This window comes from Rudaea sp., assembly GCF_057139185.1.
The window spans coordinates 97,570-117,162 of sequence record NZ_DBNHDN010000017.1 but is presented as its reverse complement, the minus strand read 5'-3'; the positions used below and the strand labels follow the sequence as shown (position 1 = coordinate 117,162).

Genomic DNA, 19,593 nt, shown 5'->3' with positions numbered 1-19,593 from the left:
GGGAGGGCGTTGCGTTCCTTCATGATGTCGCAGAAGAACCGGCGTCTTTCCCTCACGCGGCGCCGTAGCGCCACCTTCTCCCGGCGGCAGCAGGGAAGGAAAATCTACTCCCGATCGGTGCGTGTTTCGACGCCAAGCAGCTCGCCTTCTTCGCTCACGCGCAGCGCGATCTCGATCGGCCTGCAGCACACCGCGCAATCCTCGACGTAGCTTTGCGAGCCGGCGGACAGGTCGACCTGCGTCTCGAAACTCTCGCCGCAATACGGACAATCGATGCGCACGAATTCGAGCGCCATGTCGCTCATGCTTGGCGGCCTTTGTCCGGCAGGAACAGCGTGATCAGGTCGTTGAGGAAACGCTGGCCCGATTCGGTCGGTCGCAGCATCGCGTTTTCGATGGCGAGCCAGCCGCGCCGGGTCGCTTCGTTCAGTTGTGGCTGGATGGCGTCAAGGCCCAGCCCGGTGGTTGCGTGGAAATCCGCGAGCGGAATACCGCCGCTCAGGCGCAGGCCGTTGAGCATGAACTCGAACGCCAACTGATCGTGCGCCACCGCGTCGTCGCCGCCGATCACGCGCTCCGACTTCGCATGTTCGAGATAGCCGCGCGGTGCACGCACCTTCCAGCGCCGCCGCGCCTGCAGCGCGCCGACTTCATCGATGCTCGAATACTTGCCGTGCGCGCCCGCGCCGATGCCGAGATAGTCGCCGAAATGCCAATAGTTGAGATTGTGCGCGCTTTCGCGTCCCGGCTTTGCGTAGGCCGAGACTTCGTAGTGGCCGAAACCCGCGGCGGCGATGCGCGTCTGACAGGCTTCCTGCATATCCCAGGCGCAGTCCTCGTCGGGCAGCGGCGGCGGATTCGCGGCGAAAGCGGTGTTCGGCTCCAGCGTGAGCTGATAGTGCGACAGGTGCGGCGTGCCGAATGCAATCGCGCGCTCGATATCGGCCAGCGCGCCGTCCAGCGTCTGCTGCGGCAGCGCGTACATCAAATCGAGATTGAGATTGTCGAGGCCGTCGTCCTGCGCGCGCTTGATCGCGCGTTCGGCTTGCCGCGCGTCGTGGATACGGCCGATGCGCTGCAACGCCGCGTCGTCGAAACTCTGTACGCCGAAACTGAGGCGATTGACGCCGGCGCGGCGATACGCGGCGAAATCACCGTGCTCGACCGTGCCGGGGTTGGTCTCCATCGTGATCTCGATACCTGGCGCAAACGCGAGCCGCGCATTCACGCCGTCGAGAATGCGGCCGATATTGTCCGGCGAAAACAAGCTCGGCGTGCCACCGCCGAAGAAGATGCTGCGCAGCGGCCGGCCCTGCGCCAGCGGCAGATCGCGATCGAGATCGGCGAGCAGCGCCTCGACGTATTCGCGCTGCGGCAGTGAATCGGGTGCATTGTGCGAGTTGAAATCGCAGTACGGGCACTTCTTCACGCACCACGGGATGTGGATGTACAGCGACAGTGGTGGCAGCGTCATCGCGTTTCTGCGTGGAGCAACTCGCGCAGGCGCGCCAGCGCGAGTCCGCGGTGGCTGACGCGATTCTTGGTCGCCGCGTCAAGTTCGCCCGCGGGGCCGTGCTCTGCGCTGGAGAACACCGGGTCGTAGCCGAAGCCCTTGTCGCCTTGCGGCGCGCGCAGGATGTGGCCGCGCCAGAGGCCTTCGGCGATCAGCGGCGCGGGATCGTCCGCGTTACGAAGCAGCACCAGGGTGCAGTGGAAATGCGCGCCGCGTTGTTCGTCCGGTACATCGCGCAGCACATCGAGCAGCTTGGCGTTGTTCGCGGCGTTGTCGCCGTGCCTGCCTGCGTAGCGCGCCGAGTACAGGCCCGGCGCGCCGTCGAGTGTGTCGACGCAGATGCCGGAATCATCGGCGAGCGCGGGCAGGCCGGATGCGCGCGCGGCATGCCGCGCCTTGAGCAGCGCGTTTTCGACGAAGGTCGCGCCGGTTTCCTCGGCGTCGCCAATGCCGAATTCGCTCTGCGCGACGAGTTCGATGCCGCTGCCGGCGAGCACCTCGCGAATCTCGGCGAGCTTGCCGGGGTTGCTGCTGGCGAGGACGATCCTACGCACGCGCAAGAGCCTCGCGCTGGTGCGCCAGCAATTCGCCGATGCCCTTTTGCGCAAGACCGAGCAGCGCGTCGAGCTCGTCGCGGCGGAACGCGTGGCCTTCGGCCGTGCCTTGCAGTTCGATGAAGCCGCCGCCGTCGTTCATGACGACGTTCATGTCGGTGTCGCAGTCGGAATCCTCGGGGTAGTCGAGGTCGAGCACGGGCACGCCGCGGTAGACGCCGACCGAAATCGCCGCGACTGCGCCGAGGATCGGTTTCTTCTTCAGCATCCCGCGCTTGGTCAGCGCATCCACCGCATCGACGAGCGCGACGTAGGCGCCGGTGATCGCCGCGGTGCGTGTGCCGCCGTCGGCCTGCAACACATCGCAGTCGAGCGTGATCGTGCGCTCGCCGAGCGCGGCGCGATCGACGCAGGCGCGCAGGCTGCGGCCGATCAGGCGCTGGATCTCCATCGTGCGACCGCCCTGGCCGCCGCGCGCGGCTTCGCGTTGGGTGCGCTCCTTGGTCGCGCGCGGCAGCATGCCGTATTCGGCGGTGACCCAGCCCTCGCCCTTGCCGCGCAGGAACGGCGGCACTTTTTCCTCGACGCTGGCGGTGCACAGCACGCGCGTGTCGCCGAATGCGATCAGCACCGAGCCTTCGGCGTGGCGGGTGTAGCGGCGCTCGATCGTGACCGCGCGCAATTGGTTGGCGGCGCGGCCGCTGGGGCGGGAAAGTGGGGACATGCGTGGGCTCCGTTTGCAGACGGGAAGTTTAGCAGGCGGGATTCGCAGCAAGGAAAAAGAGCAGGGCCGCCATTGCGGCTTCACTCGCGCTGCGCGCTCGCCCTTCGGGCCAGCTCCGCTGTTCACGCTTCGCCTGTCGCCGGAATGGCGAGCTTTCGAATTCCGAAACCGCGTCCCGCTATACTTCGCCTCCGAATTCCACGGCGACACCGCCCATGATCCGCAGCATGACCGCCTTCGCCAGCGCCGACGCCGACACGCCCTGGGGCGCGTTGGGCTTCGAGTTGCGCTCGGTGAACCACCGCTACCTCGAACTCGGCCTGCGCCTGCCCGACGAATTGCGCGCGATCGAGCCGGCGCTGCGCGAACGCGTGGCGGCCCGGCTCACGCGCGGCAAGGTCGACCTGAGTCTGCGTTTCCGCGCCAGCGATGCGGCATCGAGCGAGATCCGCCTCGACGACGCCGTGCTCGACAAACTCGAAGTCACCGCCGCGCTGTTCGCCGAGCGCTTTCCCAAGCTCAACGTGGATTTCGCCAGCCTGCTCGCCTGGCCCGGCGTGCTCAAGCGCGAGGAAGTCGATCAGGAAGGACTGCGTCACGCCGCGCTCGACCTGCTCGATCGCGCGTTGGCCGACATGGTCGCCACGCGCGCGCGCGAGGGCGAGCGCCTCGGCGGCTTCCTGCGCGAGCGCCTCGACGGCATCGCGCGCCTCGTCGCCGACGTGCGCGGCTGGCTGCCGGACATCCGCCGCGCGCTGCGCGCGCGTCTCGAAGCGCGGCTCGCCGAAATCACGCAGTCGGTCGATTCGCTGCGCGCCGACAACAGCCGGCTCGAACAGGAACTCGTGCTGCAACTCTCGCGCATCGATGTGGACGAGGAACTCGACCGCCTGACCGCGCACATCGCCGAGGCGCGCCGCATTTTGGCTGCTCCCGATCCGGCTGGCCGACGGCTGGACTTCCTCATGCAGGAATTCAACCGCGAGGCGAACACGCTCGGCTCCAAGTCGGTCGACCAACGCACCACGCAAGCGGCGATCGATCTGAAAGTACTGATCGAGCAGATGCGCGAACAGGTGCAGAATATAGAATAGGCCGATGCCGGGAACCCTCTACATCGTCGCCGCGCCCTCGGGCGGCGGCAAAACCAGCCTTACCCGCGCGCTGCTCGAGCGCGAGCCGAATATCGTCCTGTCGGTGTCGTACACCTCGCGCCTGCCGCGGCCCGGCGAAGTCGACGGCGTGCACTACCACTTCGTGTCGCGCGGCGTGTTCGAGGAGATGGTCAAGCGCGGCGAGTTCTTCGAGCACGCGGTCGTGCACGGCGACCTCAAGGGCACCTCACGCACGGCGGTCGAGCGCACGCTCGCCCAGGGCAAGGACGTGCTGCTCGAAATCGACTGGCAGGGCGCGCGCCAGGTGCGTGCGCAGATGCGGGACACGGTGAGCATCTTCATCCTGCCGCCGTCGCGCGTCGAACTCGAACGTCGCCTGCGCTCGCGCGCGCAGGACTCGGAGGCGACGATCCGCCGCCGCCTCGCCGATTCGCGCGAGGACATCGCGCATGCGGTCGAGTTCGACTACATCGTGGTCAACGACGATTTCGCCACCGCGTTGTCCGACCTGCGTTCGATCGTGACGGCGCGGCAGCTGCGTGCGGCGAGCCAGCGCGAGCATTGCGCCGCGTTGCTCACCGACCTGCTCAAGGATTGATTCGCGCGTGAATCCCGACATCGACATCGTCAAGACCGAAGTCCTTTCCGACAACTGGTACGTGCTGCGCAAGGTTCATTACCGCATGCGCAAGCCCGACGGCAGCTGGGTCGAGCGCACGCGCGAAGCCTACGACCGTGGCAATGGCGCGACGATTCTGCTCTACGACTTGCCGCGCCGCACGGTGCTGCTGACGCGGCAGTTCCGCCTGCCGACCTACGTCAATGGCAACGCCTCGGGCATGCTTGTCGAGACTTGCGCAGGTCTGCTTGATGCAGACAAGCCCGAGGACGCCATTCGCCGCGAGACGCGCGAGGAAACCGGCTATGAGATCGGCGAAGTGCGCAAGGTGTTCGAGGCGTACATGTCGCCGGGATCGGTGACCGAGATTCTGCATTTCTTCGTCGCCGAATACTCGGCCGCCGAGCGCGTGAGCGACGGCGGCGGTGTCGAAGACGAGGACATCGAAGTCGTGGAGATGGGTTTCGACGCGGCGCTGGCCGCGATCTCCAGCGGCGCGATTCGAGACGGCAAGACGATCATGTTGTTGCAGTACGCGGCCCTGCATCTGTTCGGTCGCTGAGTCCGGACGCGTGGAGGTCGTGCCGGCGCCGCGCTGCGCCGCCTGACGAGGCGCTTAACCGTTTCCTTGCATCGCTTCCGTTGCCCGCGGCCTTCCGGTAAGGTGGCCGCACCCGGGCGCGTCGTGCGCCGTTTTCTTGTTTGAGATGAGCACCGAACCGCGACCGCCCGCCGCCGACAGCAAACCGATCCCTGATCCGTTGATCAAGGTTCGCGGCCTGTCGACCGTGCTCAACGGCAAGACGATCTTCGACAACACCCATCTCGATATCCCGCGCGGCAGGATCACCGCGGTCATGGGCCCCAGCGGCACCGGCAAGACCACGTTGATGCGCCACATCACCGGCCAGCTCGCGCCGGACGCGGGCGAGGTCTGGGTCGACGGGCAGAACGTGGTCAAGCTCGATCGCGCGGCGTTGTTCGCGCTGCGTGAAAAAATCGGCTACCTGTTCCAGAACTCGGCCCTGCTCACCGACTACTCGGTGTTCGAGAACGTCGCGTTTCCGCTGCGCCAGCACCTCGATCTGCCCGAAGTGCTCGTGCGCAATCTCGTGCTGACCAAGCTGCAGGCGGTCGGCCTGCGCGGCGCGGCCGAGCTGATGCCGCACGAGCTGTCGGGCGGCATGATGCGCCGCGTCGCGCTCGCGCGTGCAATCGTGCGCGACCCGATGCTGATCATCTACGACGAGCCGTTCGTCGGCCTCGACCCGATCGCGCTGAACCAGATATTGAAGCTGATCCGCACGCTCAACGACTCACTCGGCATCACCAGCATCCTCGTCGCGCACGAGCTGGCCGCCGTGCGCCTGATTGCGGACAGCATCTTCCTGATCGCCGGCGGCAAGATCGCCGCGCACGGCACGCCAGACGAGCTCGCGCGCGGCGAAACGCCGTGGACCAGGCAATTCTTCACCGGCGCGGCCGACGGCCCGGTGCCGTTCCAGTATCCGGCGCCGGACTATGCCGTGCAGTTGGGGTTGGCATGAGCGCGGTGCGCAAACCCCCCTATTTCGTCGATGGCATCGCCCAGGTCGGCGCCTGCGGCCTGTTCCTGCTGCAGATCCTCGCTGCGGTTCCGCGCAGCCTGCGCCACATCAAGGAAACGATCCGCCAGATCTGGTTCGTCGGTGCGATGAGCCTGACCATCATCATGACCTGCGGCTTGTTCGTCGGCATGGTGCTCGGCCTGCAGCTCTACTATGTGCTGTCGATCTTCGGTGGCACGGCGGCGCTCGGCACGGTGGTGTCGCTGTCGTTGTACCGCGAGCTCGGCCCGGTCGTCACCGCGCTGCTGTTTGCCGGCCGCGCGGGCACTTCGATCACCGCCGAAATCGGTCTGATGCGCGCGACCGACCAGATCTCGGCAATGGAAATGATGGCGGTCGATCCGCTTGCCTACGTCGTCGCGCCACGCTTCATCGCCGGAGTGATCGCGATGCCGCTGCTCGCCTGCGTGTTCAACGCGCTCGGCATCTTCGGCGCGCATCTGGTCGGGGTGAGCTGGCTCGGTCTCGACAACGGCACGTTCTGGTCAAACATGACTTCGAGCGTGGACGTGTGGAAGGACGTGATCAACGGCGTGTGGAAGAGTGTCGCCTTCGGTGCGGTGTGCACCCTGATCGCAACCTTCCAAGGCTACACGACCGCGCCGACCAGCGAAGGCGTGGCCTATGCGACGACGCGCACCGTGGTGTTCTCCTCGATCGCGACCCTCGCGCTCGATTTCGTAATGACGGCATTTTTGATGTGAGATTCGTAAAAGAAAGCCACGAAGACACGAAGTAAAAGCCACGAAGAACGGCAAGGCGAACTACTTGTTTTCGTTTTTCTTCGTGATCTTCGTGTCTTCGTGGCAGCGCTTTTGATCTACAGGAAATTCGTAAAATGGCACAACGACAATCCTTCCAGATCGGCACCGGGCTATTCATCCTGCTCGGCTTCGCCGCGCTCGCCTACCTCGCGACGCAAACCACGTCGGTCGCGAACTTCAGCCAGGGCGACAGCTACGATCTCAAGGCGCGCTTCACCAACGTCGGCCAGCTCAAGCTGCGCGCACCGGTCAAGGTCGCCGGCGTGCGCATCGGTTCGGTCGCCGACGTCGTGCTCGAGCCGGACAAACTCGATGCGCTCGTGACGCTGTCGATCGACAAGCGCTTCAGCAAAATTCCCGACGACTCGGCCGCGGCGATATTCACCAGCGGTTTATTGGGCGACCAGTATGTTGCGCTCCAGCCTGGCGGCTCGCCGGACATGTTCAAGAACGGCGACGAAGTGATCCTGACCCAGAGTTCGATGCAGCTCGAGGAGTTGATCGGCAAGTACCTCGTCGGCAGCGGCGACAAGCCGGGCGCCGGCAAGCCCGACGATGCCGCCAAGCCACAGGCGAAACCGTAGAACCGGTGACGGCGGGCGGATGCATGGGTGCCCGCGGAAGTACTCAACAAGGTGACGTATGCGCATTCTCTATTCCCTGCTTAGTATCTTCGCGCTGGCGACGGCGGCTCCGGCATTCGCCGATTCGCCCGCGCCCAACCAGGTCGTGCAGAGTCTCGTCGACGACCTTGGCAAGACGATGGACAAGCACCGGGCAGAACTGGCCAAGGATCGTGAGGGCCTGATCAAGGTCATCGACCAGATCGTGCTGCCGCACTTCGACATCGACTACGCCTCGATCCTCGTGCTCGGTCAGAACGCGCGCACGGCGACACCGGAACAGCGCGCACGCTTCGCCAGGGCGATGTACAACTCGATCACCCATCGCTACGCCGAAGGCCTGCTCAAGTACACCGAAGGCCGCGTGCGCGTGCTGCCGCAGCAGGGCGAGCTCAACGACAAACGCACGCTGGTGCGCACCCAGGTCGTGCTCGACGACGGCAAGCTCGTGCCGGTCGACTACGCATTCCGCAAGACGACGCAGGGCGACTGGAAGGCCTACGACGTGATCATCGAGGGTATTTCCTACGTGACCAACTACCGCAACCAGGTCGCCGAGGAAATCCAGAAGTCCAGCCTCGATGCGCTGACCTCGCGCCTGGAAAACCAGGGCGCCAAGGCACTCGAATCGATGGACTCGGAAGGCATCAAGAAGTGAGCGCCGCGTGAGGATCACCTTCGCCAACGCCGCGACCGCGCTGCGCGACGTGCCGGCGGCGGATACCGTGGACTTGTCCGGGCTGACCGATGTGGACAGCGCGACGCTGGCCGTGCTGATCGCCTGGGCCGCGAAGGCGCGCGCGCGCGGCAGCACATTGCATTGCCTCAACGCCCCGCAAGCGCTGCGCAATCTGGCGCATCTTTCCGACGTCGACGGCCTGCTCGGCCTTTGACGCGGCCAAGCTCAATTTGATGCCGCTTTGGCGTCGAGCACCGGCTTGTCGCGCAGGGTCACGTCCGGCCGCGCCACGCCGGCGAGATCGAGCACGATCGCCACGTTGCCGCGCGGCTTCAGCCACACGCCCGGCACGTACAACGTGCGTTGCGGGCCGATGTTCCAGTGGCGGCCGAGCGGATTGCCGTTGAGCCAGACGAAACCCTTGTTCCAGCTCTCGCTGTCGAGGAAAGTATCGCCCGCGGCGTCGCCGGATTTCGGCGCATCGAAGCGGCCGCGATAGAAACAGGGCGCGGCGGTGCACGGCTTGTCCGCGTAGCGATAACGCGCAACATCGTCGAGCGGCAACGGATAGATCTTCCAGTCGTGCAGCGCCGCGCCGTGCAGCGTGACCGAACCGGTCAAGCCTTTGCTCTCGCCACGCATCGCCTTGGTGAAATTGATGCGCCCGCCATTCTCGACGAGGATGTCGAGGACGCTGCCCTTGCCCGCGGCGATTGCCAGCGTCGATTCGCCGAGGCGACGGTCCAGCGTGCCGGCGAATTTGCCGTCGACGTAGATGCGCGCGTAGTCGTGCAGTCCGTCGAGGACGAGATCGCCGGCGGCGCCGTTCGCCAACGTCGTGCGATAGAGGATGTAGCCGTAGGCCTGGTCGAGTTCCTCCATCGTCTTCGGTTCGCGCGAGGCGACCGGTGTGGGCAGGTTGTCCCACAGCGAAGCGGATTCGGGCAGCGCGATCTTGCCCGGCGATTGCGGTGGCGCGATCGCTGGCACCGGCGCCGGCTTCGTTCCGGTTGCCTTGGCGATCGTGTCGCGGAACAGGAAGTATTTCGCTGTGGGTCGCCCCGACTCGTCGAGGCCGACGTCGTAGTCGTAGCTGGTCACGGTCGGCTCGTAGTGACCCTTGCCGCCCGAGTTCGCGCCGTTCATCCAGCCGAAATTGGTCCCGCCGTGGAACATGTACAGGCTCAGCGAGTAACCCCGGCCGAGCATCCAGGCGATGTCGTCGGCTTCTTCCTTCGCGTTGGACGTGTGGTGCCGCTCGCCCCAGTGATCGAACCAGCCGTCCCAGTATTCGCCGCTCATGAACGGGCCTTGCGGACGCAGCTTGCGCAGCTTCGCGAATTCCTCCTTCGCGCCGCCGGTGCCGAGATTGATCGCGACGGGCAGGTCGGGCAGCGAACCGTTCGGCACCTGGTCGGCGCCATCGGCCGTATAGAGCATGCTGCGGCCAAAGCCCGCGTCGATGAGCGTGCGACGCACGTCTTCCATGTAGGCATGGTCCGAGTCGAAGCTGCCGTACTCGTTCTCGACCTGCACGGCGATGATCGGCCCGCCGTTCGCATATTGCAGCGGTGCGAGTTCTTCGCCGAGCCGGTGCAGCCAGCGCGTCGCCGGCTCGAGATATTTCGGATCGCGGCTGCGCACGATAGTCGTGCGGTCCTTGAGCAGCCACGCGGGATAGCCGCCGAATTCCCATTCCGCGCAAACGAACGGGCCGGGCCGCAGGATCACGTACAGGCCTTCGGCTTGCGCCGCGCGGATGAACTCGGCAACGTCGTTCTGGCCGCTGAAGTCGTATTTGCCCGGCGCAGGTTCGTGCACATTCCAAAACACGTAGGCGGTGACCGCATTGAGGCCCATCGTGCGCGCCATCTTCAGGCGTGAACGCCAGTACTCGCGTGGAATGCGCGGATAGTGCATTTCGCCGGAGATGATCTGGAAGGGCTTGCCGTCGAGCACGAAATGTCCCTGGTCGACGGCGAGTCCCTTCGCCTTGGGCGCGGGCGCTTGCGCGAAGGCACCGGCGGCGATCAGTGCGCCGAGCAGCGCACCGATCTGTATACGTCCGCGCAAATTCGTCATCGGGACTCGGGGGTCAGTTCGAATGTCACGACCTGGAACGGCTTGAGCGTCAACGACGCCGCATGGTCGGCATCGAATGTCGTCGGCGCGGCGCCTCCCCAGACGGGTTTCGCGGCGTAGCGCCGCGCGCTGCCCGCCGGCAGCTCGAGCTGGCGCTGCAGATCGATCACGGCGAGTTGTGGTTTCGCATCGGGGTTGCGCAGGGTGATGATCGCCTTGTTCGGCGTCCACGCGGCCCAGCCGTAGGCGTCGAGGCGGCCCGGGTCGCCGCCGATCCAGTGCGTGTCGCGCAACACGTCCGCGTTTGCGCGCGACCAGCGCGCAGCCTCGGCGAGCGTGTCCCAGTCGGCCTCGCTCAGCAGCGACGGCGTGATGTACAGCTCCTGCAGCTGCGTGCCGCTGGCGAAGTACGAGTGCACTTCGTTGGCGAAGTCGTGACCCGGGTCGGTGTTCAGGCGCTTGTTCATCTGCGCGTAGATGATGCCGTGGAGCATCAGCGAATTGAGCGGGAACAGTGGTCCGCGCTGCACGATGTTGCGATAGGTTTGCGCGTCGCGGTAGGTGATCCAGCGCTCGCGGTTCGTGCCGACGCCAGCGAGGTCATCGTCCTCGCCGTCGCGCCAGATCGAATCGGCGTAGCGCAGCCAGAACGGCGAGGCCCAGGTGCCGGTGGTGAGGTTGATGAAGGTGTCTGGCCTGGCCGCGCGAATGTCGCCGATCAACTCGATCGCTGCGGCGAAGTCGCTGTCGAAGCGGCTGCCGGGGAACACCTTGTCCGCGTTGCCGGTGCCGTCGAACTTGAACTGGTTGATGCCGTCCTTCGTAAGCAACTCCATCACGGCGTCGTGGAAGCGCTGGTAGTACTTCGGCCCGGACAGGGCGAGTCCGTTGTCGATGATTTCATAGCCGGCTTCCTTGCCGTTCTTCACGCGTTCCTCCTTCGGCTTGCTGTAGCCGCCCCAGGGCGACAGCCAGACGCCGGGCGCGGCACCGTATTTCGCGGCGGCATCCTTGAGCGGCACGAAGCCATGCGGGAAATCCTTCTCGTTGAAATGCCAGCTGCCGCTGCGATCGTCCCAGCCGTCGTCGAACAGGAACGAATCGAGCTTGACGTGGCGTTTCACGCTCAACTCCTCGCCGAACGCCTTGATGCGATCAAGCGCCTGTTCCTGCGTATACGGCGTGAAGTAGCCGACGTCGTACCACGAGTTGTAATGCAGGAACGGACGATACGGATGTGCGCGCTCGCGTTCGACGTAGGTTGCGAAGTCGCGGCGCAGTTGGCCCTCGTGCGCCACGCCGACAACGGCGGAATAATCGATGGACTGGCCCTTGCGCAGCGGCAGGCCGCGCTTGATGAACGTGCGCGCACGCATACCGCGGACTTCGCTTTCCGACAGCGGATTCTCGAACCCGAAATAGTAACGGCCGAATACGATGGGCGAGCCTTTTACGTCGCCGTAGACGGTGGCGCCGGGGACGTCGTCGGACTTCAGCAACTGTACTTCCACGATCGACTCGTCCTGCTTGAGCGCGGTGATCCTGACCAGCTCGCGCAGGTAGGCGGAGCCGTCGCGTTGGATCAGCCGCCAGTCGACGCGGAAGCGGCCGTCGGCGTCCTGGAAACCTGCCCTGGCCTCCTGGCCGCCGAAATGCTCGACGAGGCGCGATGCCTTGGCGTTGGCAGTCAGGGCATGCTTGCCGAGTTCGTCGACGAGACTCATGTCCGCCGCCTTGATCGTCTTGCCGTCGGCAAGAATCAGCGTGAACGGATCGGCGATCTTGAGTGGCGTGTTGCCCGCCCGATCGGCGACGACCAGGTCGATCAGGCGGCCGTCGGCGAATTTCCATGTCGCCGCGATCGCATCATTGCCCAGGCTGGCCTCGGTCTTGCTTGACGTCAGCACCGCGTTTGCCGGGGCGGTGGCTTCGCTGCCGGCGAAGGCGCTGGCTGCGGCGGTGATGGCGAGCACAATTGAAACCGCGACGACGGCCAGTCCGCGCTTCGCCGCCGGAAGTGAATCAAGAGTTGTGGGCATGAGGTTTCCTGTTTCGCCGTGCGGCGATGATGGCGTGTTCATGAAAGGCTTGGGCAACAGGCTCGCGCGTAGTGCTCCAGCACGCGCGTGACGCCGGCGCGCAGCAGGTTGGTCGCGGAATTCGCCAGTCGTCCGGCGCGGACGGCGTCGTATTGATACGGCAGGTACTGGTTGAGCAGCGCCAGCGGCAGCGCACCGCCCGGCGAGGCTGCGTCGAGGTTGTGCAGCAACGTGTCGCAGGCCGCGCGGATGCGCGGATGCGCCCAGTAGTAGCGCATGCGATCGCTGAGGCTGTATTGCAGATCGAGCGTCAGGCGCGCGGCGTCGGTGTAGTACTTGTTCCAGTACTTCGGCTCGGCGTGCATGACATCGAGCACGACGCGGCGCAGGTCGGAGCGCTTCGCGGCTTCCAGCATCTCGTCCTCGATGAACGACAGTGCCCACAACGTTTCGCGCAACGCATAGGTCACGCCGGGTCCGACCTTGAGAATCGCGAAGTGGCCGCGCACGAGTGCGGCGAGCGCCGCGGGCGTCTGGTAGTCGGTGGAATGCGCCTCGTAGAGGAGTCCCGGAATTCGTTCGATTGCGGCGCTGAGCGCGCGTGCCTTCCCGGGCTGGAAGTCGACCACGTCGTGGTGGTCAAACTCGACGCCGGGCTGGACGACCAGACCGATCACGCGCCGCCATGCTTCGTCGAGACCGTGCGCGGCGAAGGCGCGGCGATGCGCCTCGACCGTCGCCGCCATTGCTTCGGGATCGGTGACCTGCAGTTCGTCGAGCGCTTCCTTCGCGCCGCCCGGCACCGGCACTTCGGTGCCGACGATGTAGACCGGTGCTTCGCCGCCGCTGCGCTGCCACGTGCGTTCGGCGACGGCGGCAAGGCGCGCCGCGCGCGCGGCGACTTCTGCGTCGGTCAGCACCGCGGGATCGTCAGCGCACGACATCGAGCAGTCGAGATGGATCTTGCGGAAACCTGCGGCGACGTATTCGTCGATCAGCACGTCGGACTTCGCCATCGCCGAAGCGGCGGACTCGTCCTGCCATGCGTTCGGACCGAGATGATCGCCGCCGAGCAGCACCTGCTCGCGCGCGAGACCCGCACGGTCCGCCTTGTCCATGACGAAGTCGTGGAAATCGGCCGGGCGCATGCCGGTGTAACCGCCGAACTGGTTGACCTGGTTCGACGTCGCTTCGATGAGCACGGGACGATTGTTCCCGCGCGCGTGGATCAGCGCGGCGTCGAGCACCACCGGGTGCGCCGAGCAGATCGATGCGATGCCGATGGCTTCTCCGGAACGATGGCGTGCAACGAGGTCGAGTAGCGCTTTCATGTCGAGTGCATCGGTCTCTGGTTTGTTTACCGGGCTGTGATCAGCGCGAGCGCTTCCTCGGCCGTGCCTTGCGTCGCCGTGCCGCCGATTCCGCGCGTGGACAGCCCGCCGCAGGCGTTGCCCCAGCGCAGGCAATCGAGCACGGGTCGATCGCGCAGCCACGCGTGGAGGAAGCCGGAATTGAACGAATCGCCGGCGCCGGTCGTGTCGGCGGCCTGCGTCGCGTAGGCCGCGGCGAAAAGAGTCTTGCCCGCATCGAGCGTCGTCGCGCCGCGGCTGCCGAGCTTGATGACGATGCGTGTGCGGCCGTTGTCGAGCGCTTGCAATGCTTCTTCGGGCGTATCGGTGCCGCTGATCGCGCACGCTTCGCTGCCGTTCGGCATGAACACGTCGACGTTGTGCAGCAGGTCGATCAACTCGCGCCCCCAGCGCTGCTCCGGATCGGAGCCGGGATCGAGCGAGGTGGTCAGTCCTGCCGCGTGCGCACGCGCAAACAGTTCGTTCAGTTGCGGGCGCAGCTTGGTTTGCAGGTAGTACGACGACACGTGCAGGTGCTGCGCATCGGCGAGAACGTCGTCGCTCAAATCCTCCGCAGTGAGCTCGGCGATCGCGCCGGGCCAGGTGAGCAGGGCGCGGTCGGTGCGCGAGGACATCACCACGGTGACGCCGGTGCGCAAGCCGTTGCCGGCTATCACTGCCGTGGTGTCGACGCCGCGCTCGCGCAGCGCGTCGATGCACAGCCGGCCGAAGGCATCGTCGCCGCAGCGGCCGACGAAGCGCACGGGATCGCCGAGTCGTGCCAGGCCCATCGCGAGAATCATCGACGACGAACCGGGGCATTGCGCATACGTTTGCGCGAGCGTCTCGCGGCCGAACCGAGGCAGCTCGGACACGCCCGTGAAAATCAGGTCGACGTTGATCTCGCCGGCGACGACGACGCGCTTCATCGCGCGTCGCCGGCCGGGTGGATGGCGAAGTGCTCGACCACGCGCGTCAGCACGCCGGCCGAAGGCGCATCGGGTTTCTGACCCAGATGCAGGCAGCGAAAAAACGCGAGCAACTGGCCGACGACGACGTCGATCATGTGGCGCTGCGTTTCCTCGAGCGCGTCGAGGCCCGGCAGATCGATCGCCAGATCGCCCGCGCCAACCACGCCGGCCGGAATGTTCTCGCCGACGATCACGCGCGCGAGGCCGAGCTGCTTGCGCTCGAGCTCGCGCAACAAATCGTATTCGTAGTCGCGCACACTCGCCTGCGCGGAGAGGAAGGCGACGACGAGGCTCGGGCGGTTGAGTGCCGACATCGGGCCGTGGCGCAGGCCGAGGAAGGTTTCCGCCATCGTCGCCACCGCGCCGCCGGACATTTCGAGCATCTTCAGCGCGGATTCGCGCGCGGCGCCGAGGCCGGCCCCGCTGGCCAGATACACGGCATTCGCAAATGGCTGGCGCGCGATCATCGCCAGCGCATCGGCGTGGCGGTCGAAGACGCGTTGCGCCGCTTCGGCGGCAAGCTGGGTGCTTGCTGCATACGCGCCTGCGTTGCCTTGCGTGAGTGCGCCGCCGGCGAGCAGCATGTTGGTGAAGCTGCTGGTCATGACCAGGCTGCGATCGTTCGTGCGTGCGTCGAGCAGCAGCATGCGCACGCGCGGTTCGTCGCGGTAGCGCGTCGCCAGGCGGCCGTTCGCATTGCAGGTCACGATGAGGTGTGTGCAGGCGGGCGCCGTGGCGAGAATCGAATCGACCACGGCGGCGCTTTCCGGACTGTCGCCCGAGCGTGCGATCGAGACGATCAGACCGCGACCCGGTGCGAGCGTGCCGCGCAGATGGGTCAGCAGATCGCCCGCGGGAATGGCGCGGCAGGGAATGCGCAGGGTGGCCTGCAGCACCGCGGCGAGACATTCGCCCGCGTGCACGGAACTGCCCGATCCGGTCAGCACGATGTGCTCGGGGTGCGAGATCAGTACCTGCGCGAGCGCTGCGGCGACGGCTGGTGCGGCGAGCAGGGTCGCGGTATCGCGCCAGGTCTGCGGCTGCTGCAGGATTTCGCGCAAGGTGTCCGCATAGCCGGCTTGGCGCTGTTCCTCGACGCCGGCGGCGAAAAGTCGGTCGAGTTCAGTCGATGGCGCAAGGATGTCGCTGGGAGTGACTGGCATGGGGAAGAGTAATTAAATGAAATATTTTCTATACTAATAGAAATATATCGAAAGTAAACGAAAGATGCAAGCAGGATCTCAGCCCGTCCGTCAACTGTACGCCCAATGTTGCTGTGGCGGAACCATGCCGGACATGCTTCCCGGCATTTCCCTGTACTTTCGGCCTGCCGGGGCGCGGAACCATCGGTTTGGCGAAACGTGGACTTCGTACCGCAGATGGTGAATTCATACTTTCGTTTGAATTCATATACTTTCTTTTTCTTTCAAATTTATTGACATTTGTTGCGTGTACAGCATAAAGTCAATCAATAGTTTTCAAACTTTCGCGTGGCGTTGATCCCATGGGGCAGACTGGAATGCGGGGAAGAGGCGTGGTTCATTGGCGGGCTCTCCTTATCGCGATCCTCGCGATATGGTTTCGTCCGGCCCATGCCGACGCGATCGGCAACCTGCGCAGCGTCGCGCAGGCGGCTGATGGCGGCGCGGTAACGGCGTGGGAGCTGGCCACCGACGGCGGCGCCCGCGTCCGCATCGAACTGCTGCGCGCCGACATGTTTCGACTGCAGGCCGGACGCGACGGCAAGCTGCTCGCGGCCGGTGACAAGGCCACTTCCATCGTGCTGCCGCAGGTCGGAGAGCGGGCCGCGTTCAGCGTCGAGGAAGACGCGAACGAAGTGCGCATCCGTACCGAGGCGCTGGTACTGCACATCCAGCGCCGGCCGCTGCGCTTCGCGCTCGACCGTATCGATGCCGGCAAGGTCGTGCCGCTGTGGCGCGAGGTGCAGTCGCTCGATCTCGGCAAGGCGCTGAGCGCACAGGTGCTGTCGAGTACGCCCGACGAACGTTTCTACGGAGGCGGCCAGCAGAACGGACGTTTCGAGTTCAAGGGTCGCGAGCTGGAAATTTCCTATTCCGGCGGTTGGGAAGAGGGCGATCGCCCGAGCCCGGCGCCAATGCTGCTCAGCTCGCGTGGCTGGGGCATGCTGCGCAACACCTGGGCAGACGGTGACTATGATCTGCGCCAGCCGGACCAGGCCGTGCTGTCGCACAAGGAAGACCGCTTCGACGCGTACTACTTCGTCGGCGCGGGATTGCACGAACTGCTCGATCGCTACACCGCTTTGACCGGACGCGCCGGCCTGTTGCCACGCTGGGGCTATTCCTACGGCGACGCTGATTGCTACAACGACGGCGACAACAGGAAGAAGCCCGGCACCGTACCCGAAGGCTGGAGCGACGGTCCGACCGGCACTACGCCGGACGTGATCGACAGCGTCGCGAAAAAGTACCGCGAGTTCGACATGCCCGGCGGCTGGATCCTGCCCAACGACGGTTACGGTTGTGGCTACACCGATTTGCAGAAGGTCGTGCAGGGGTTGGCAAAATACGGCTTCAAGACCGGGCTCTGGACCGAGAACGGCGTCGAGAAGATCGCCTGGGAAGTCGGCACCGCCGGCACACGGGTGCAGAAGCTCGACGTGGCGTGGACCGGCCAGGGCTATCAGTTTGCTATGGATGCGAACCACTCCGCCTGGGACGGCATCTTCAACAACTCCGATTCGCGCCCGTTCCTGTGGACGGTGATGGGTTGGGCCGGCATCCAGCGCTACGCAGTGGCGTGGACCGGCGACCAGAGCGGCAGCTGGGATTACATCCGCTGGCACATTCCCACGCTGATCGGCTCGGGCCTGTCCGGCTATGCCTATGCGACCGGTGATGTCGACGGCATCTTCGGCGGCAGCGCGGAAACCTTCACCCGCGATTTGCAATGGAAGGCGTTCACGCCGGTGCTGATGGGCATGTCCGGCTGGTCCGCGAACGTGCGCAAGCATCCGTGGGCGTTCGACGAGCCCTACCGCAGCATCAATCGCGACTATCTGAAATTGAAGATGCGCCTGACTCCGTACATGTACGGTCTCGCGCACGAAGCGGAAACACGCGGCGCGCCGATCGTGCGCGGCCTGATGTGGGATTACCCGCAGGATCCGCAGGCCGCGGGCGAGGCGTACAAATACCAATTCCTGCTCGGTCGCGACCTGCTGATCGCGCCGGTGTACCGCAGCCAGGCCGCAAGCCGCGGCTGGCGTCGCGACATCCACCTGCCGCAGGGCCGTTGGATCGACTACTGGGACGGTCGCCAGTTGCAGGCCGGGGCGCCGGGGCGGCAAATCGACCGCCAGGTGGAACTGGCGACGCTGCCGCTGTTCGTGCGCGCGGGCGCGATCCTGCCGATGTACCCGGCGATGCTGTTCGACGGCGAGAAGCCGCTGGACGAAGTCACCTTCGATCTCTATCCGCAGGGCGAATCGCAGTACACGCTGTACGAAGACGACGGCCACACGCGCCGCTACGCCCAGGGCGAATCGAGCGAACAGATGGTCACCATGCAGGCGCCAGCACAAGGCGCAGGCGAAGTGCGCGTGCGCATCGATGCGGTGAAAGGCCGGTACGCTGGGCAACTGCCGCAGCGCCGCTACGCGCTGCGTGTGCTCGCCCGCCAGCAGCCGAAAGCGGTGGATCTCGATGGCCGCGCGCTGCCGAAGCTCGCCGACCGTGCCGCGTTCGATGCGGCGAAGGAAGGCTGGTACTTCGATGCGAGCGACCGCCGCGGCACCTTGCACGTGCGCACCGCGCCGGTCGACATCCGCACCGCGCTGGTGTTCCGTCTCGACATCGCCGTGGCGCCGGCCGTGCCCGACGACGATTTCCCCGCCGCGCCGGCGTTGGGCCGCGCATTGCCTGCCGACGGGTTGCTCGTGGTCAATCGTCCCGCGGAAGAGCCGGGCCATGCGCTCGAGAATGCGTTCGACGACGATCCGGCGACGTGGTTCCGCACGGTGCGCAACCAGGCCGTGCGCACCGGCGCGCACGAATGGACGATCGGTTTCGGCGAACGCAAGCTGATCGACGGCATCGAACTCGCGCCGCGCAACGACAAGAACTGGAAGCACGGCCAGGTGCGCGATTACGAGGTCTATCTCGCCGACAGCAATGGCGAGTGGGGCGAGCCGATCACCAAAGGCCGGCTCAAGCTCGAGCAAGGCATGCAGAAGATCGAGTTCGCACCGCACGCGGGCCGCCTGCTGCGTTTCCGCGTGCTCAGCGTGCAGAACCCCGAAGGCGACGGCGCCAGCGATCTCGATCCGATGGTTGGTGCCGCGCAAGCCGGCAAGGTACGCGCGTTCGACGCGCTGCGGCCGCGCGACGTCGGCCCGATCGCGCTGTCGACGTTCCACATCCTCGAACACCGCGTCGACGAACGCGCGCAGCAGCAACGCCCGTTGTCCGAACTGACCCTGCCGGAAACGTTGGTGAAGAATGTTGCGCGCGACAAGGCGTTCGGCGGCAAGGCCGAGATGCGCATGAACGGTCTGCAATTCCGCCGCGGCCTCGGCGTCGGCCCCGCCAGCCGCATCGACGTGAAGCTCGACGGCAACTGGCAATTGCTGCGTGCCGACCTCGGCATCGACGACAGCTGCCGCGACGCGGGCGGCCTGCAATTCCAGATCTGGGGCGACGAGCGGCTGCTCTACGACAGCGGCCTGGTGAAGGCGCCCGGTGTGGTCAAGCCCGACCTCGACATCCGTGGCCTGCACGGTTTGAGTCTGCGCACCCTTGGTGCGCAGGGCCCGCGTCCGGCGCAGGTCTGCGCCAACTGGGCCAACGCGGCGCTGATAGGCCAGGAAGGCGACACCGCCAGCATCGTTTCACCCTGATCCTTTTTTTGGTCATCGCACGACACCCCGCAAACCATCCAACGCCACAGCGGCTTCCGCTGCCGAACGAGGAAA

18 protein-coding genes are annotated in these 19,593 nt (G+C 65.7%); 9 read left to right on the top strand and 9 right to left on the bottom strand.

The window, feature by feature from the left end; all coding sequences use genetic code 11:
• Positions 1 to 104: 104 nt before the first annotated feature.
• From AC16HO_RS06975 to rph, 4 genes are read right to left on the bottom strand one after another with little or no spacing between them, the layout of a single operon-like run.
• On the bottom strand, positions 105 to 305 hold the full coding sequence (locus AC16HO_RS06975; protein WP_395643801.1) for a CPXCG motif-containing cysteine-rich protein: 201 nt from the start codon (positions 303 to 305) through the stop codon (positions 105 to 107).
• Entirely contained in the window at positions 302 to 1,474 is a 1,173-nt protein-coding gene (gene hemW / locus AC16HO_RS06970) for a radical SAM family heme chaperone HemW (protein ID WP_395643800.1), read from the bottom strand. Before hemW ends, AC16HO_RS06975 begins: the two co-directional genes overlap by 4 nt.
• Positions 1,471 to 2,067 carry an RdgB/HAM1 family non-canonical purine NTP pyrophosphatase gene (gene rdgB, locus AC16HO_RS06965; RefSeq protein WP_395643799.1) on the bottom strand — a complete coding sequence of 199 codons (597 nt, stop codon included), beginning with the start codon at positions 2,065 to 2,067 and terminating at the stop codon, positions 1,471 to 1,473. Before rdgB ends, hemW begins: the two co-directional genes overlap by 4 nt.
• Positions 2,060 to 2,791, bottom strand: coding sequence for a ribonuclease PH (gene rph, locus AC16HO_RS06960; RefSeq protein WP_395643798.1), 732 nt, complete (start codon positions 2,789 to 2,791; stop codon positions 2,060 to 2,062). The genes rdgB and rph overlap by 8 nt, the downstream gene beginning before the upstream one ends.
• Positions 2,792 to 3,006: 215 nt before the next feature.
• Between rph and AC16HO_RS06955 the strand changes: the two genes are divergently transcribed.
• From AC16HO_RS06955 to AC16HO_RS06920, 8 genes are all read left to right on the top strand, one after another.
• Positions 3,007 to 3,885 (top strand): YicC/YloC family endoribonuclease, encoded by an 879-nt coding sequence (locus AC16HO_RS06955; RefSeq protein ID WP_395643797.1) that lies wholly within the window; start codon positions 3,007 to 3,009, stop codon positions 3,883 to 3,885.
• Positions 3,886 to 3,889: 4 nt separating this feature from the next.
• A complete protein-coding gene (gene gmk / locus AC16HO_RS06950) occupies positions 3,890 to 4,504 on the top strand; it encodes a guanylate kinase (protein WP_395643796.1) in 615 nt (204 codons plus the stop codon).
• A gap of 7 nt (positions 4,505 to 4,511) precedes the next feature.
• Positions 4,512 to 5,087, top strand: coding sequence for a GDP-mannose pyrophosphatase NudK (nudK, locus tag AC16HO_RS06945; RefSeq protein ID WP_395643795.1), 576 nt, complete (start codon positions 4,512 to 4,514; stop codon positions 5,085 to 5,087).
• Positions 5,088 to 5,232: 145 nt separating this feature from the next.
• On the top strand, positions 5,233 to 6,072 hold the full coding sequence (locus tag AC16HO_RS06940; protein ID WP_395643794.1) for an ABC transporter ATP-binding protein: 840 nt from the start codon (positions 5,233 to 5,235) through the stop codon (positions 6,070 to 6,072).
• On the top strand, positions 6,069 to 6,836 hold the full coding sequence (mlaE, locus tag AC16HO_RS06935; RefSeq protein WP_395643793.1) for a lipid asymmetry maintenance ABC transporter permease subunit MlaE: 768 nt from the start codon (positions 6,069 to 6,071) through the stop codon (positions 6,834 to 6,836). The genes AC16HO_RS06940 and mlaE overlap by 4 nt, the downstream gene beginning before the upstream one ends.
• A gap of 134 nt (positions 6,837 to 6,970) precedes the next feature.
• Complete coding sequence (gene mlaD / locus AC16HO_RS06930; RefSeq protein ID WP_395643792.1) at positions 6,971 to 7,480, top strand: outer membrane lipid asymmetry maintenance protein MlaD; 510 nt, start codon at positions 6,971 to 6,973, stop codon at positions 7,478 to 7,480.
• A 58-nt stretch (positions 7,481 to 7,538) separates the two neighbouring features.
• A complete protein-coding gene (locus tag AC16HO_RS06925) occupies positions 7,539 to 8,177 on the top strand; it encodes an MlaC/ttg2D family ABC transporter substrate-binding protein (RefSeq protein WP_395643791.1) in 639 nt (212 codons plus the stop codon).
• Between the two features lie 7 nt (positions 8,178 to 8,184).
• Complete coding sequence (locus AC16HO_RS06920; RefSeq protein ID WP_395643790.1) at positions 8,185 to 8,412, top strand: STAS domain-containing protein; 228 nt, start codon at positions 8,185 to 8,187, stop codon at positions 8,410 to 8,412.
• A gap of 11 nt (positions 8,413 to 8,423) precedes the next feature.
• On the opposite strand, the gene AC16HO_RS06915 is transcribed toward AC16HO_RS06920, so the two are convergent.
• Genes AC16HO_RS06915 through AC16HO_RS06895 form a run of 5 tightly spaced genes read right to left on the bottom strand, consistent with a single transcriptional unit; the run spans position 8,424 to position 15,802 of the window.
• Positions 8,424 to 10,280, bottom strand: coding sequence for a glycoside hydrolase family 35 protein (locus AC16HO_RS06915; protein ID WP_395643789.1), 1,857 nt, complete (start codon positions 10,278 to 10,280; stop codon positions 8,424 to 8,426).
• A complete protein-coding gene (locus AC16HO_RS06910) occupies positions 10,277 to 12,319 on the bottom strand; it encodes an enterotoxin (protein ID WP_395643788.1) in 2,043 nt (680 codons plus the stop codon). The genes AC16HO_RS06915 and AC16HO_RS06910 overlap by 4 nt, the downstream gene beginning before the upstream one ends.
• A 38-nt stretch (positions 12,320 to 12,357) precedes the next feature.
• Complete coding sequence (locus AC16HO_RS06905) at positions 12,358 to 13,650, bottom strand: D-tagatose-bisphosphate aldolase, class II, non-catalytic subunit (RefSeq protein ID WP_395643787.1); 1,293 nt, start codon at positions 13,648 to 13,650, stop codon at positions 12,358 to 12,360.
• A gap of 26 nt (positions 13,651 to 13,676) precedes the next feature.
• Positions 13,677 to 14,597, bottom strand: coding sequence for a carbohydrate kinase family protein (locus AC16HO_RS06900; RefSeq protein WP_395643786.1), 921 nt, complete (start codon positions 14,595 to 14,597; stop codon positions 13,677 to 13,679).
• Positions 14,594 to 15,802: an SIS domain-containing protein gene (locus tag AC16HO_RS06895; RefSeq protein WP_395643785.1), complete on the bottom strand. Its 1,209-nt coding sequence runs from the start codon at positions 15,800 to 15,802 to the stop codon at positions 14,594 to 14,596. The genes AC16HO_RS06900 and AC16HO_RS06895 overlap by 4 nt, the downstream gene beginning before the upstream one ends.
• Before the next feature lie 371 nt (positions 15,803 to 16,173).
• Between AC16HO_RS06895 and AC16HO_RS06890 the strand changes: the two genes are divergently transcribed.
• A complete protein-coding gene (locus tag AC16HO_RS06890; RefSeq protein WP_395643784.1) occupies positions 16,174 to 19,518 on the top strand; it encodes a TIM-barrel domain-containing protein in 3,345 nt (1,114 codons plus the stop codon).
• Positions 19,519 to 19,593: the final 75 nt, after the last annotated feature.

Excerpts from the sequence above, each read along its gene's own strand:
- AC16HO_RS06975 (WP_395643801.1), bottom strand. The coding sequence starts at position 305 with ATGAGCGACATGGCGCTCGAATTCGTGCGCATCGATTGTCCGTATTGC.
- mlaE (WP_395643793.1), top strand. The coding sequence starts at position 6,069 with ATGAGCGCGGTGCGCAAACCCCCCTATTTCGTCGATGGCATCGCCCAG.
- AC16HO_RS06905 (WP_395643787.1), bottom strand. The coding sequence starts at position 13,650 with ATGAAAGCGCTACTCGACCTCGTTGCACGCCATCGTTCCGGAGAAGCC.
- rph (WP_395643798.1), bottom strand. The coding sequence starts at position 2,791 with ATGTCCCCACTTTCCCGCCCCAGCGGCCGCGCCGCCAACCAATTGCGC.
- AC16HO_RS06900 (WP_395643786.1), bottom strand. The coding sequence starts at position 14,597 with ATGAAGCGCGTCGTCGTCGCCGGCGAGATCAACGTCGACCTGATTTTC.
- hemW (WP_395643800.1), bottom strand. The coding sequence starts at position 1,474 with ATGACGCTGCCACCACTGTCGCTGTACATCCACATCCCGTGGTGCGTG.
- AC16HO_RS06955 (WP_395643797.1), top strand. The coding sequence starts at position 3,007 with ATGATCCGCAGCATGACCGCCTTCGCCAGCGCCGACGCCGACACGCCC.
- AC16HO_RS06910 (WP_395643788.1), bottom strand. The coding sequence starts at position 12,319 with ATGCCCACAACTCTTGATTCACTTCCGGCGGCGAAGCGCGGACTGGCC.
- AC16HO_RS06915 (WP_395643789.1), bottom strand. The coding sequence starts at position 10,280 with ATGACGAATTTGCGCGGACGTATACAGATCGGTGCGCTGCTCGGCGCA.
- AC16HO_RS06940 (WP_395643794.1), top strand. The coding sequence starts at position 5,233 with ATGAGCACCGAACCGCGACCGCCCGCCGCCGACAGCAAACCGATCCCT.
- mlaD (WP_395643792.1), top strand. The coding sequence starts at position 6,971 with ATGGCACAACGACAATCCTTCCAGATCGGCACCGGGCTATTCATCCTG.
- AC16HO_RS06895 (WP_395643785.1), bottom strand. The coding sequence starts at position 15,802 with ATGCCAGTCACTCCCAGCGACATCCTTGCGCCATCGACTGAACTCGAC.
- AC16HO_RS06925 (WP_395643791.1), top strand. The coding sequence starts at position 7,539 with ATGCGCATTCTCTATTCCCTGCTTAGTATCTTCGCGCTGGCGACGGCG.
- gmk (WP_395643796.1), top strand. The coding sequence starts at position 3,890 with ATGCCGGGAACCCTCTACATCGTCGCCGCGCCCTCGGGCGGCGGCAAA.